12 protein-coding genes are annotated in these 15,281 nt (G+C 33.6%); 8 read left to right on the forward strand and 4 right to left on the reverse strand.

The genetic code is table 11. The features are described 5' to 3' along the window. Positions 1-6: 6 nt before the first annotated feature. The 8 genes from AC4FQ3_RS16610 to dusB all read left to right on the forward strand — a co-directional run bounded on the left by AC4FQ3_RS16610 (position 7) and on the right by dusB (position 11,500). Positions 7-378, forward strand: a complete 372-nt coding sequence (locus tag AC4FQ3_RS16610) for an ApeI family dehydratase (protein ID WP_042564846.1) — start codon at positions 7-9, stop codon at positions 376-378. Positions 379-380: 2 nt separating this feature from the next. Next, positions 381-866 (forward strand): hypothetical protein, encoded by a 486-nt coding sequence (locus AC4FQ3_RS16615; RefSeq protein WP_073394486.1) that lies wholly within the window; start codon positions 381-383, stop codon positions 864-866. 19 nt (positions 867-885) lie between these two features. After that, a complete protein-coding gene (locus AC4FQ3_RS16620; protein ID WP_491182575.1) occupies positions 886-2,067 on the forward strand; it encodes a DUF2062 domain-containing protein in 1,182 nt (393 codons plus the stop codon). 133 nt (positions 2,068-2,200) lie between these two features. After that, positions 2,201-5,878 carry a 1-acyl-sn-glycerol-3-phosphate acyltransferase gene (locus AC4FQ3_RS16625; protein WP_491182576.1) on the forward strand — a complete coding sequence of 1,226 codons (3,678 nt, stop codon included), beginning with the start codon at positions 2,201-2,203 and terminating at the stop codon, positions 5,876-5,878. Beyond that, positions 5,879-7,396 (forward strand): phytoene desaturase family protein, encoded by a 1,518-nt coding sequence (locus AC4FQ3_RS16630; protein WP_491182577.1) that lies wholly within the window; start codon positions 5,879-5,881, stop codon positions 7,394-7,396. It abuts the gene before it with no gap. Positions 7,397-7,481: 85 nt separating this feature from the next. Next, a complete protein-coding gene (locus AC4FQ3_RS16635; RefSeq protein ID WP_491182578.1) occupies positions 7,482-9,068 on the forward strand; it encodes a C45 family autoproteolytic acyltransferase/hydrolase in 1,587 nt (528 codons plus the stop codon). After that, positions 9,065-10,363 (forward strand): flexirubin biosynthesis putative acyl-CoA ligase FlxY, encoded by a 1,299-nt coding sequence (flxY, locus tag AC4FQ3_RS16640; RefSeq protein WP_318801377.1) that lies wholly within the window; start codon positions 9,065-9,067, stop codon positions 10,361-10,363. The genes AC4FQ3_RS16635 and flxY overlap by 4 nt, the downstream gene beginning before the upstream one ends. A gap of 144 nt (positions 10,364-10,507) precedes the next feature. Continuing rightward, entirely contained in the window at positions 10,508-11,500 is a 993-nt protein-coding gene (gene dusB / locus AC4FQ3_RS16645; RefSeq protein ID WP_073394480.1) for a tRNA dihydrouridine synthase DusB, read from the forward strand. Between the two features lie 116 nt (positions 11,501-11,616). On the opposite strand, the gene AC4FQ3_RS16650 is transcribed toward dusB, so the two are convergent. The 4 genes from AC4FQ3_RS16650 to AC4FQ3_RS16665 all read right to left on the reverse strand — a co-directional run bounded on the left by AC4FQ3_RS16650 (position 11,617) and on the right by AC4FQ3_RS16665 (position 15,281). Beyond that, entirely contained in the window at positions 11,617-11,832 is a 216-nt protein-coding gene (locus tag AC4FQ3_RS16650) for a hypothetical protein (RefSeq protein WP_491182579.1), read from the reverse strand. 16 nt (positions 11,833-11,848) lie between these two features. After that, positions 11,849-12,391, reverse strand: a complete 543-nt coding sequence (locus AC4FQ3_RS16655) for a DUF6934 family protein (protein WP_491182580.1) — start codon at positions 12,389-12,391, stop codon at positions 11,849-11,851. A gap of 92 nt (positions 12,392-12,483) precedes the next feature. Next, positions 12,484-13,911: an MATE family efflux transporter gene (locus tag AC4FQ3_RS16660; protein WP_042564855.1), complete on the reverse strand. Its 1,428-nt coding sequence runs from the start codon at positions 13,909-13,911 to the stop codon at positions 12,484-12,486. A 170-nt stretch (positions 13,912-14,081) separates the two neighbouring features. Continuing rightward, on the reverse strand, positions 14,082-15,281 hold the full coding sequence (locus AC4FQ3_RS16665; protein WP_073394476.1) for an ABC transporter permease: 1,200 nt from the start codon (positions 15,279-15,281) through the stop codon (positions 14,082-14,084).

Raw genomic sequence — 15,281 nt, forward strand, 5'->3', positions numbered from 1 at the left:
ATAAATATGGTTTTAAAAGACTTTTATAAAGTTCTGTCAGAAGAAAAAACAACTGATTCTAAATATACAATTACGATTTTGGTCAATGAAAAACATGATGTTTTTAAAGGCCATTTTCCTGGAAATCCTATCATGCCCGGCGTTTGCATGATTCAGATTATCAAAGAACTCACAGAGAAAATAACTGAAAGTACTTTGATGATTCAAACGCTGTCGAATGTAAAATTCATGGCGCTTATTAATCCTGAGGCAACTCCGGAATTGCGCTTGGAACTTGACATTGTTACAACCGAAGATGATTTGGTTAAAGTGAAAAACACGACTTATTTTAACGACACCATTGCCTTGAAATTAAGCAATGTGTACAAAAAATTATAATTATGAAATTACTATTCTCACTACTTTTATGGATTAATTTTGCCGTAAATCCAGATTTGGCAGCTATCCGAAAAATGTATCCTGATGTTGCTAAATCAGAAGCGAATGCTAAAGAATTTACAGAGAAACTTGCCGGAATTGCAAACAGCGACGAGAAAATTTTAGTGGCCTACAAAGCGGCTTCAATTTTGGTCGATTCTAAGTTTGAAAGTTTAATTGGAAGTAAAATTTCGCGTTTTAAAGAAGGTGCAAAACTTCTTGAGGCAACTTTAAAAAGCGATCCAAACAATATCGAAATCAGAATGATTCGATTGAGTATTCAGGAAGATGTGCCAGGGATTACGGGATATAAAAAGAATATCAAAGAAGACAAAAAATTCATTACAACACATTACGCAGAACAAAGCGGTGCCTTGAAAGAATATCTAAAAGACTTTGTTTTACAATCAAAAAGTTTTTCTGAAAAAGAGAAACAATTTGTGAAGTAGATAAAGAAAAAATCCCCCCATGCAACCAACTTTATCTCAGCAGGAATTACTTAATTCTACTAATTTTTGTGTTATTGTGCCAACCTACAATAATCACAAAACGCTAAAAAAAGTGCTGGATTCTATTTTAGATTTCACTCAAAATATCATTATTGTTAATGACGGATCTACCGATGAAACCAGTGAAATATTAAAACAATATTCGCAATTCACGCAAATTCACCATCCAAAAAATATAGGAAAAGGAAGAGCGTTAAGAAATGGTTTTAGAAAAGCAATCGAAATGAATTTCGAATATGCTATCACGATCGATTCTGACGGACAGCATTTTGCTTCTGACATTCCGAATTTTATTGCCGAAATTCAAAAAGAACCTAATTCTTTATTGATTGGAAGCCGTAATATGACACAGGAAAATGTGCCAAAGAAAAGTAGTTTTGGAAATAAATTTTCGAATTTTTGGTTCCAATTTGAAACTGGAATTAAACTCGAAGATACACAATCGGGTTTTAGATTGTATCCGCTCAAATTAATTCCAAAGCAATTTTACACCAATAAATTTGAATTTGAAATTGAAGTCATTGTGCGGTCTGCGTGGAAAGGAATTGTGGTAAAAAACATTCCGATCCAGATTTTATACGATCCTGCAGAACGGGTTTCGCATTTTCGTCCGTTTAAGGATTTTACAAGAATCAGTATTTTAAATACGGTTTTGGTTTTAAACGCTTTGTTGTACATCAAACCCAGGGATTTTTTTAGAAGAGCAAAAAAAAAAGGCTTTAAAAAATTCTTTCTTGAAGACATTTTAGAAAGCGGTGATTCTAATTTTAAAAAATCGGCTGCAATTGCGTTGGGGGTTTTTATAGGAATTTCCCCATTTTGGGGGTTTCAGACCGTTTTGCTTTTATTTTTTGCAACAATTTTTAAGCTCAATAAAGTCATCTCTTATATGGCATCCAATGTAAGCTTTCCCCCTTTTATCCCTTTTGTTATCTACGGTTCGCTAAAAATGGGAAGCTTTTTTGTTTCAACCGATGCCCCACTAATTTTAGATAGTACAATTACGCTCGACGATATTCAAAAAAATGCTACGCAATATATCGTTGGAAGTCTTACTTTAGCATCCGTTTTAGCGCTAACATCAGGGCTTTTAAGTTATATACTTTTAGCCGCTTTTAGCTCTAAGAAAAAACAACAATAATTAAAGTTTTTGCCACAGATTACAAGGATTAAAATGATTTTACAATCTGTGTCGAGTTGCCACGAATTTCACAAATTAGCACGAATTAATTAGTGGAAATTCGCGAAATTCGTGGCGGAAAAAAATAACAATCATGCATCACTATTTCTACGCCATTCATTTATTTGTAAACCGAAGAAAATCCTTGTCGGTTTTTCTGGCCATTTTGATGCTTTTTGCTTTCGGTTTTTTTGCTTCACAAATTAAATTTGAAGAAGATATTACCAAACTTATCCCAACAAACGATAAGGCAGATGTTACGGCAAAAGTGCTTAAACAACTTAATTTTGCCGATAAAATTACCGTTATTTTCAAACTCGAAAAAAACGGAACCGACGAAGATTTAAAACAAATGGCAACTGCATTTTCAGACAGCGTTGCCAAATCCTGCAAACCTTACGTAACCGGAATTCAGGGAAAAGTTGACGAAGAAAATATTCAGGAAACTATTGATTTTGTATACAATAATCTGCCGCTTTTTTTAGATAATAAAGATTATGCGACGATTGAGAATAAACTTCGAAAAGACAGTATTGCGGCAACAGTTCAGGGAAATTACAAATCTATTATTTCTCCTTCAGGATTTATAACCAAAGATTTTATTCTGCAGGATCCGCTTGGGATTTCTTTTATCGCTTTAAAAAAATTACAACAATTAAATATTGGCGACGATTTTACGCTCGACAATGGTTTTGTAATGACGAAAGACAAAAAGAAATTATTGCTGTTTATTACATCAAATCTTCCTTCGAGCGAAACAGAAAAAAACAGCATTTTTGCGGCAAAATTAAAATCGATTCAGGATAATTTAAATCAGCAATATAAAACCAAAACTTCTATAAGTTATTTTGGTTCGGCTTTAATTGCCGTTGCCAATGCCAATCAAATTAAGAGCGATATTATTCTAACAACATCAATCGCCATGTTTACGCTGATGTTGATTTTGATTTTATTTTATCGAAAAATATTCATTCCGCTTATTATTTTTCTTCCCACGGTTTTTGGTGCTTTGTTTGCCGTTGCGTTTTTATATTTCGTAAAAGAAACTATTTCAGCGATTTCATTGGGAATTGGTTCTATTTTGTTAGGAATTACGATCGATTATTCCATTCATATTCTCACGCATTACAAACATAACAGCGATGTAAAAACACTTTACAAAGACATTACAATGCCGGTAATTATGAGTAGTTCAACAACTGCCGTTGCGTTTTTGTGCCTGCTTTTTGTAAAATCTGACGCGTTGAACGATTTGGGAATTTTTGCCGCCGTGATTGTTATGGCTTCTGCATTTTTCTCTCTTTTGATTGTGCCGCATTTGTACAAACCAAAAGAAAACAATTTTGATCACAAGAAAAATGTCATCGATAAACTGGCTCATTTTTCGTTTCACAACAATAAATTCCTGATTGGTTTTTGCGTTCTAATTACCATTGTTTGCTTTTTTACTTATAATAATGTTGGTTTCAATAACGATTTGTCGCAATTAAATTTTGTTCCAAAGGAAATTAAAGCTGCCGAAAAAGATCTGGAAGAAAGCACGAGTTTAACTTCAAAAACTATTTATGTTGCCGCTTACGGAAACAGCATGGAAGAAGTTTTGCAAAACAACAACCAGCTTTTTTCATCTTTATCGAAAGAAAAACAACAGGATAAAATTTTAAATTTCAGTTCGGTTGGAGGAATTATGCTTTCGCAAAAAGAGCAAAAGCAAAAAATAGAACAATGGAATTCGTTTTGGAACACGAATAAAAAAGAACTTTTAAAATCTCAATTAATTGCAGAAGGTTCAAAATTAGGTTTCAAACCAACAACTTATTCCATCTTTTTTGAGCATTTAGATTTTGATTTCAAACCCATTTCTGCAAACGATTATTTAAAAATTCAGGCGTTGCAACTGAAAGAATTTGTGACGGAAAAAAATGGTTTTTATACAATTTCAACTTTAGTAAAAGTAAAACCGGACCAACGAGATACTTTTGTAAAATCGGCTACAGCCAAAAATAATATTATTGCGATTGACCGTCAACAAATGAATGAAACGTTTTTCAGTACTTTAAAAACCGATTTTAATTCGCTGGTCAATTATTCTTTTGTTGCCGTAATTCTGATCTTGTTTTTCTTTTTCCGAAGAATCGAATTGGTTATTGTGAGCTGTATTCCGATTGCCTTAACGGGAATTGTTACGGCAGGAATTATGGGCATTTTTGGTATTCAGATGAACATTTTCAGTATGATTGTCTGCACTTTGATTTTTGGTCATGGTGTCGATTTTAGTATTTTCATGACAAGTGCGTTACAAAAAGAATACACAAACGAAAAAAACGAAATTGCGATTTACAGAACGTCAATAATTTTGGCCGTTATCACCACTATTTTAGGAATTGGCGCGATGATTTTTGCAGAGCATCCGGCACTTAGATCTATTTCATCGGTTTCCTTAATTGGGGTTTTTGCGGCATTGATTATTACGTTTATCTTCTACCCGATTCTCTTTAAATTATTTATATCAAATCGTTCGAAAAAAGGAAATCCTCCTTTTGTTTTACGAACATTTATTCATGGTGTAATTTCATTTACCTATTATGGTCTTGGCGGAATTTTAATGTCGCTTTTCAGCATCACAATCATGCCGATTATTCCAATGAAAGAGAAAACGAAAATGAAGGCGTTCCGTTATTTCATTTCAAAATTCATGAATTCGGTTTTGTATTCGAATCCTTTTCTTCATAAAAAAGTTATCAATAAATACAATGAAACTTTCGAAAAACCAGCCATAATTATTGCCAATCATACCTCATTTATTGATATTCTGGCAATGGGAATGCTGAGTCCTAAAATTATATTTTTGGTAAGCGATTGGGTTTATAATTCTCCTATTTTTGGCGGAACGGTTAGAAAAGCAGGGTTTTATCCGGTTTCTGAAGGAATTGAAGGAGGCGTTGAACATTTGCGCCAAAAAGTAAACGAAGGATATTCGTTAATGGTTTTTCCTGAAGGAACCCGTTCAGAAAGCAATCAGATTAAGCGTTTTCATAAAGGTGCTTTTTTCCTTGCCGAAGAATTTAATCTGGATATAGTTCCTGTTGTTATTCATGGTGCTTCAGAAGCAATTCCGAAAGGTGATTTTGTTATTCATCACAGTCAGGTTACGGTTTCTATTCTAGAAAGAATTGCGCCTGATAATCTTTCTTTCGGAAAAAATTATGCGGAAAGAACGAAACAATTAAGTTCATTTTTCAAAGAAGAATATCGCAAGATTCGTCAGGAATTTGAAGGTCCGACATACTTCAAAAAAATGCTGATTCACAGTTATGATTATAAGGAAATGGAAGTCATAAAAAGTGTGAAAAGCAATCTCGAAAGTCATTTAGAAATCTATCATCGTCTTAATAAACATCTTTCGGCGAAAGCCAAAATATTGCATTTAGCAAATGATTATGGGCAGTTGGATGTTTTACTGACATTGCAGGAACCGCAGCGAAAAGTAGTTTCTTTTATCAATGACGAAGAAAAACGATTGGTTGCAAAAACCAATTATTTCCTCAAAAAAAGAAAAATTTCTTATTTAGAAAGTATCGAATTGGCGTTACAAAATGAATATGATGCCGTTTTAATTTCTGATGAAAAAATTGGCGATATCGAAAAAATTGCGGCTGTAACTTCCACTATTATTTTAATCGATAATTCAGGTTTAAAAAACACATTGCTTAACTTTGGTTTTTCTTCTGATTTGGAAGAAAATAATATAATTGTATTAAAGAAAAATTAAATGAAAGAGCAGTATGATGTTGTAATTGTAGGCAGCGGTTTAGGCGGTTTGGTCTCGGCAATTATTCTGGCCAAAGAAGGTTACAGCGTTTGCGTGCTCGAAAAAAACAATCAATACGGCGGGAATCTGCAGACTTTTGTTCGCGATAAAACCATTTTTGATACCGGAATTCATTATATCGGTGGTTTAAGTGAAGGGGAAAATCTGCATAAATATTTTAAATATCTGGGTATTATCGATCATTTGAATTTAAAAAAAATGGACGATAATGGTTTTGATATTATCTCTTTTGATGATGATGAAAATGAATATCCACACGCACAGGGTTACGATAATTTTGTCAATCAGTTAGGTGTGTTTTTTCCGGATGAAAAAGAAAACATCGAAAAATATTGTGATAAAATAAAAGTAATCTGCGAATCTTTTCCTCTTTATAATTTGCAATGGGAAGGAAAATATGACAATGAAATCCTGTCGTTAAATGCAAAAGAAACCATTGACGCTTTTACTGAAAATGAAAAACTAAAAGCGGTTTTGGCGGGTTCTAATTTTTTGTATGCCGGTATTCCGGATAAATCGCCTTTTTACGTTCATGCCCTTTCGGTAAACTCATACATACAAAGTTCTTGGCGCTGCATTAATGGCGGAAGTCAGATTACGAAACAGCTTTTAAAACAGCTCAAAAAATACGGCGGAGAATTTTATAAATACAAAGAAGTTGTCAAATTTAATGTTGAAGAAAACAAAGTAACTTCTGTAGAAATGAAAGACGGAACTCAGGTTTCTGCATCCTATTTTATTTCGAACATTGAACCTAAAACTACTTTGAAAATGGTTGGCGAGGAACATTTTAGAAAATCATTTTTCAGCCGTGTTCAAAGTCTCGAAGGTGTTATTTCTGCGTTCAGTTTATACATTGTTTTTAAACCGGAAACTTTTAAATACATCAACCATAATCATTATCATTTTAAGAAAAGCAGCGAAGTCTGGACTTGTCATGAATATGATGAAGAATCCTGGCCAAAAGCATTTATGGCTTCTATGAATGCTTCTAAAAAGCAGGAAGAATGGGCGGAGGGAATGACTTTTATTACCTACATGAAATATGATGATGTTGCTCCTTGGGTAAATACGTTTAATACAACTGCCGAAGAAAGTGATCGTGGCGAAAGTTATGAAGAATTTAAAGCCAGAAAAGTCGAAAAGTTTCTAAAAGAAATCGAGATAAAATTTCCGGGAATTAAAGAATGCATTCAGTCGATTCATACTTCTACCCCGCTTTCTTACCGCGATTATATTGGCGGCAGCAATGGCAATATGTACGGTTATGTAAAGGATGCCAGCAACCCGATGAAAACCTTGATTCCGTCAAAAACCAAACTGGACAATCTTTACCTTACAGGTCAAAGTATTAATATGCATGGCGTTTTAGGCGTAACAATTGGAGCGGTTGTAACCTGTTCTGAAATTGTTGGAAAAGAATATTTAGTAACTAAAATCAATCAGGCATCTGAATAAAAAAAGTGTTATGAGAAACCAGTTTGTACATATATCCTTTATATTTTTTATACTGATATTTGTTTCTTGTGGTACCTCAAAATCAATGCATCATTTGCCGGAAATTTCGAATTATAATACTGTAAAACCAGTTGTAACAAAACATTCAAATGCACTTTTTACATCTGGAAAAAATTCACTTTTAAAAAACAAACAAGGCCTTTGGGAATTGTATGTTGAAGGTGATCCATTAGAAATCGGACTTACAACCGGCGCTTTATCAGATTCACTTTTAAAGAAACAGGAACAAATATTTTTCGGCAGAATTGAAGATATTGTTCCTTCAAAATTTCAGCAAAATTTACTTCGGAATTTTCTAAAATGGTACAATCGAAAATTATATTTGAATGTTCCCAATGAATATCAAACGGAAATTTACGGCGTTTCGCAATACACTTCGCAGGATTTCAATAACATCGCACCCCAATATCAACGCAGTTTATACCTGCATGCCGCACACGACATTGGTCACGCTTTACAGGATTTGGCTTTGGTTGGCTGTTCGTCTTTTGCTGCCTGGGGTGAAAAATCTGAAGATGGAAATTTAATTCTCGGCCGTAATTTTGATTTTTATGTAAATGATGCTTTCGCAGAAAATAAAATCGTCGCGTTTATAAATCCGAAAGAGGGTTATCCTTTTATGACGGTTACCTGGCCCGGAATGGTGGGTACGGTTTCGGGAATGAATAAGGAAGGTTTAACGGTAACGATCAATGCCGGAAAATCGAAAATTCCGATAATTGCCAAAACACCAATTTCGATTTTAACCCGGGAGATTTTACAGCACGCAAAGAATATTGATGAAGCAGTTGCAATTGCAAAAAAAAGACAATTGTTTGTTTCAGAATCTATTATGGTTGGAAGTGCACACGATAATAAAGCCGTTTTGATTGAAGTTTCTCCCGAAAAAATGGATGTTTTTGATGTCGCAAACAGCAATCAATTAATTTGTTCAAACCATTTTCAAAGTGATGCTTTTAAAAACGATGAAAGAAATCTGTCGCAAATTGCCAACAGTCATTCGAAATATCGTTATGACAGAATGCAGGAACTTTTTAGCGAAAACCCAAAAATTAATCCAAAAATAGCAGCTGATATTTTGAGAAATAAAGATGGTTTACAAAATATAGCACTGGGTTATGGTAACGAAAAAGCACTAAATCAATTAATGGCACATCACGGAGTTATCTTTAAACCGAAAGAAAAATTAGTATGGGTTTCTTCAAATCCCTATCAGTTGGGCGAGTTTGTGTGTTATAATTTAGATTCGATTTTTAAAGAAAGAAAAACAGATCTTCCTGTTTCATTTGAAGAAGAAAACCTTAATATTGCCAAAGATCCTTTTTTAGAAACTACGGCTTTTTTAAACTATCAAAAGTTTAGAATTGAAGATCACAAAATGGATTTGTATTTGAAGAATAAAACGAAAATTCCTTTCGAATTTATTCAGAATTACCAATCTTTAAACCCGGATTATTGGGTTGTGTATTATAAAGCGGGATTGTATTTTTACGAACAGAAATATTTTCAGTTTGCGCAAAGCAATTTTGAAAAAGCATTAACCAAAGAAATTACAACTGTTCCTGATAAAGAAGCAATTGAAAAATATTTAAAAAAACTCAAAAGAAAATGAACACGATTCCAACAATAGAGAAGGATTCTTTAGAACAAATTAAAAATTTTCAAGAGCAGAAATTAGCCGAACTTTTATCTTATATCAGTCAAAATTCTCCTTTTTACAAACGTCTTTTTGCCGGTCAGAATATCGATATTTCGAAAGTTAAAACGCTGGAAGATTTACAGCATTTACCTGTAACGACAAAAGAAGATTTACAACAATATAATGATGATTTTGTGTGTGTTCCGCAGCATAAAATTATCGATTATGCCTCGACTTCAGGAACTTTGGGTGATCCGGTTACTTTTGGATTAACCGATTCTGATTTGGACCGACTGGCTTATAACGAAGCGATTTCGTTTGCCTGCGCCGGAATTGCAGAAGGCGATGTTGTACAATTAATGACAACAATTGACCGAAAATTTATGGCTGGTCTTGCCTACTTTTTAGGATTAAGAAAACTGCAGGTTGGTGTTATTCGCGTTGGTGCGGGAATTCCGGAATTGCAATGGGATTCTATTTTAAAATACAAACCTTCGTACTTAATTACGGTTCCTTCTTTTTTATTGAAGTTAATTGAATATGCAGAAGCACATGGAATTGATTATAATAATTCGAGCATAAAAGGTGCAATTTGCATTGGCGAATCATTACGAAATCAGGATTTTTCGATGAATACTTTGTCTAAAAAAATCACTGAAAAATGGAATATTCAGTTGTTTTCGACTTATGCTTCGACAGAAATGAGTACTGCTTTTACAGAATGTGAACATGGTATTGGCGGTCATCATCATCCGGAATTAATTATTATTGAAGTTTTGGACGAAGAAAATAATCCGGTAAAAAATGGTGAAATTGGCGAGTTGACTTTTACTACTTTGGGTATTGAAGCCATGCCTTTATTGCGTTTTAAAACCGGAGATATTGTACAGCTTCATAATGAACCTTGCGCGTGCGGAAGAAATACCGTTCGTGTTGGTCCGGTTGTGGGCCGTAAAAAGCAAATGATTAAATATAAAGGTACTACGCTTTATCCGCCAGCGATGAATGATGTTTTGAGCGATTTTGATAACATCGAAAACCATATTATCGAAATCTCTACCAACGATTTAGGAACAGATGAAATCCTGATAAAAATCGCTGCCAAAAATCAAACCCCTGAATTTTTACAAGAAATAAAAGATCACTTTAGAGCCAAATTAAGAGTAACTCCAAAAATAGAATTTGCTCCAAAAGAAATATTAAATCCTTTGGTTTTTAATCCGATGAGCCGAAAACCAATTCGCTTTTTTGATTATAGAGTTCAATAAAAAGGTGCAAAGTTGCAGAGGTTCAGAGGGACAAAGATTTCGCCTCTCAATATAAAACCTTTGCAACTTTGTTACTTTGAACCTTTGAACCTCAATTTGGTACAAATTAAACTAAATGTTGTAATTTTGCACAAAATATTGAAGATGGTCAAGATTGGCAACATAGAATTACCCGAATTTCCTTTATTACTCGCACCGATGGAAGATGTGAGCGATCCGCCGTTTCGCAGATTATGCAAAACGCATGGCGCTGACATGATGTATTCAGAATTTATTTCATCGGAAGGATTGATTCGCGATGCTATCAAAAGTCGAATGAAGCTGGATATTTTTGATTACGAACGTCCGGTTGGAATTCAGATTTTTGGTGGAGATGAAGAAGCAATGGCGCTTTCGTCTAAAATTGTTTCTACAGTAAAACCAGATTTGGTTGATATTAATTTTGGATGTCCGGTAAAAAAAGTGGTTTGTAAAGGAGCCGGAGCCGGAGTTTTGAAAGATGTTGATTTGATGGTGCGTTTGACAAAAGCCGTTATCAGAAGTACTGATTTGCCTGTAACGGTAAAAACCCGTTTGGGATGGGATGACAGTTCTATTAATATTGATGAAGTTGCAGAAAGACTTCAGGATATTGGTGTTCAGGCTTTAACAATTCACGCCAGAACCCGCGCGCAAATGTATAAAGGCCACGCCGATTGGTCGCATATTGCACGTGTAAAAAATAACCCCAGAATTACAATGCCAATTTTTGGAAATGGCGATATCGACAGTCCTGAAAAAGCATTAAAATATAAAAATGAATACGGAATTGACGGCATCATGATTGGCCGCGCCGCAATTGGATATCCGTGGATTTTTAACGAAATCAAACATTTCTTTAAAACCGGAGAACATTTACCTGCACCAACAGTTATTGATCGTGTAGAAGCCGCCAGAAACCATTTAATGTGGTCGATGGAATGGAAAGGCGAACGTTTGGGAATTGTTGAAATGCGACGTCATTATACCAATTATTTCAAAGGAATCCACTCTTTTAAAGAATACAAACAAAAACTCGTTACAACTGATGAACCTGAAAATCTTTTTGCTATTATGAAAGAAATTGAACAGGTTTATGCAGGATATGAGTTTGTTTAAAATATATAATCTTTGTCAAAAGTTTGAAACTTTGACAAAGATCTACTTTACAAAAAAAGACCTTCAAATTTGAAGGTCTTTTTTTGTAAATTTAAGTATAGAGAATGCCATTTATTCTAAAACATTTTTGTTGAATTCCTTTTTGCAAGATCAATTGCTGACTTTAAATCGGAAAAAAACAATTCAGCTTCTTTAGCATTTCTAATAGATTTAGACAAATTATCATCATTATGAAACTCAATGATATTACTATCCATCAGGTTTTTTTTCATCTCGGAAGCTAATGCAATTTCTTGAATTTTATTAATCTTATTTTGGATTGAATCTTTCATAAAGCAAATTTAAAAATTATTGATTTAAATTAAACATATAATATCTGTAAAGATCATGTGATTTTCTTTTAAAATCAAATGGCTCTGGTTTTGGTTTAAAAAAAGCTGATCCATCAACATCTAACTCAATTAATCCATTTCTTAATAATCTCACGTACCAATCTACTCCAATAATAACTATAAAATCCTGTAAATTTTTGTAATTATATCTAAACATTCTGTGATATAAATTAGCTCGTAAATCATTTGAACCATCTATACCAATCGTTGCATGAGGTTTATTTTTTAAAAAGATGATAGAAAACAAGATAATGGTCGAAAAAACTTTATTGCTATCTCTATGTTTAAGATTTATAGAATCATCTATTTTTCCAGACTCATCAAATGGACCAAAAGCCAAATTGTAAACATTGGGTAATAAGGAATCAGCAATGTTTGTAAACTTAACTTTAAGTTGAATTATTTTATTATTCTTTAAGTTAGATTCAAAAATATAAACATCGAAATTAGAACTTACATATATAGCTTCAAAAGTGTTTTCTAAATTAATTTTAATCATAAGAAACATTAAATTTTACAAAAACAAAATTAATGTAAATTTCTTACAAAAAAGATCTTGAAAAAATTTGAAGGCCTTTTTTTATTTTAAAACTAAACTTGAATGCGTTTCCACTTTCCTCTTTTATAAAAGAAAATCCCTGCTAAAGTTATAGCTGTTTCGGCAACTGGAATTGCGATAAAAACTCCTGTTGGCCCCATATTAAAATGTTTTGCTAATACATAAGCTAACGGAATTTGGAACAACCAAAATCCGAAGAAATTAATTCCCGTTGGTGTCCAGGTATCTCCTGCTCCATTGAAAGTGTTTATTAAAACCATTCCAATTCCGTAGAAAATAAATCCTACACTCATAATTTGTAAAGCTTCAACTGCAACTGTTCGGACCATTTCATCATTCGTGAAAAATGAAATAATATATTTTCCAAAACATAAGGTAATAACCATAATGGTTGCCATAAAAATCACGTTGTATTTAGCTGTTGTAAACACAGATTTTTCGGCACGTTCAATTTGTTTGGCTCCTAAATTTTGCCCGACCAAAGTTGCGGCGGCATTACTTAACCCCCAAGCCGGAAGAATGAAAAACATCATAATTCGCAACGCAGTTTGATAGCCCGCAGATCCGTGATCGCCTCCGGTTGTTGCTACTAATTGTGCCAGAAAAATCCAGCTGCAGGATGCTATTACAAATTGTAAAATCCCCGGAGCTGCAATTTTTACTAATGCTTTTATCTGGTTGAAATCTGGTGCGAAATAGGCAATTTTGATTTTTAAAACATTGTTTCCCGAAAACAAATGATACACTTGGTATAATACTCCAATGCTTCTTCCTAAAGTTGTAGCCAAAGCTGCACCTGTTAATCCAAATGCCGGAATTGGTCCAAGACCGTTAATTAATATTGGACATAAAATAATATTGCAAATATTGGCCAGCCATAAACTTTTCATGGCAATTGCTGCGTTTCCTGCTCCACGAAATATTCCATTAATTAAGAATAAAAGCATGATACATAAACTTGAGCCAATCATAATTTGTGTGAAACGGTAACCATGTTCTGCAGCATCTGCAGATGCTCCCATCAACATTAATATATCTTTAGCATAGATAACTCCGAAAATACTCATCACACTGTTTACAGCAAATGCAATAATGATGGACTGCATTCCTGCTTTTGCCGCTGCGACAGGATCTTTTTCTCCAATACGTCTTGCCACAACTGCGGTTGCCGCCATGCTCATTCCAATTGCGAGGGAATATATAATAGTAAGAACAGATTCGGTTAAACCTACGGTTTGAATTGCAAAACTACTGTGCTCTAAATGTCCGACGAAATATAAATCGACTAAAGCAAAAACGGATTCCATCATCATTTCTAAAACCATTGGAATGGCTAATAAAATAACTGCTTTTTTGATACTTCCGGCGGTGTAATCAAAAGATTCATCGCCTTTTAATGCTTGTGTTAATGTGGTGAAAATTTTAGAAAATAAACTTCTCTTTATTGTAGTTTCTGTCATGATTTGTTAGGATAAATGATAAGATTAGCCCAGATACACTATATCTGAACTCAAGAAAATAAACGTAAGTATCCTAATTATTGTAAGAAATAAGTTAGGACTAAGCAGAAACAATCATAAGGCTGTACTTTTTGAGAGGATAAATATAGTAATATTTTTAGGAAGAAATATTAATCTAATAAGTTTTTGCTTACGCGACTGCTTGCAATTAAAGATGCTACGAAACCAAGCGAAACAATTGTTGTCATCACAATCAATACATTTTCCAGATTAAAAACAACCGGATATGCTAAAGTTGGCGTTATCATAATCAGCTCGTATTGCTGTTGTAACAGGACTAAAATAATACCCAGAACAAGTCCAACAATTCCACCAAAAACACTTAACAAAGTTCCTTGCAGTAAAAATATTTTTCGGATACTCTTAATTTCAGTTCCTAAATTAAAAAGGGTTTTTAAGTTTCCTTTTTTCTCTAAAATCATCATAATTAATGCTCCAACCAAGTTAAAAAGTGCCACGATAATTACTAAAGTAAAAATCAGGTAAACGACAATATTTTCGGTATTAAGCATTTTATATAGAGATTCATTTAGTTGCGCTCTATTTTTTAAAGTGATTTTGTTTTTGAAAATTTTATCTAGTTGAGTTTTGATTGCGCTTTCATTTGCATTTTCTTTTAAATGAAATTCAATTCCCGAAATTTGATTAGGCTTATACATCAGTAATTCCTGTGCTAAACCTAAATCAGCAAATACATATTTAGAATCTAAATCTTCGCTAATGGAATAAATTCCAACCGGTAAAACATCGGTTTTATTAAATGCTTCTTCGGGATTTTCAAAAGCTCCTTTTCCGGGTTTCGGCGCAAATATCTGCAGCGGGTTTTCGAAATCTAAAATTCCCATTGAGAAATCTCGGGCAATTCCATAACCCACAACAACCTGATACGTTTCAGGCTTAATCCATTGACCGTTAAAAAGTTTTTTGTTGATGTCATTTACTACGGGATAAAGACTATCAACTCCTTTTAAATATGTAACCTGCTGTTTGTCTTTAAATAGAAACAAAACACGTTCTTCGATAATTTTGGTATACGAAGCAACTCCGTCAATTTTCTTAAGCTGTTTATCCTGATCCGGGGTTATCAAAAATGATTTTCCAATTGTACTTGTCATTTTTAAGTCAGGATCTATTTCGTTTGTAAACGAAAGACTGAAGACTTTTAATCCGCTAAAAACAGATAAAACCACAAACAAAGCCATTGTACCAACTATGATTCCTAAGCTGGCAATACGATTGATAATATTAATAGCATTATTTTTACTTCTGCTAAAAATGTAACGTTTGGCTATGTAAAGGGGGAAATTCAA

Source organism: Flavobacterium sp. AK-345 (genome assembly GCF_058310175.1).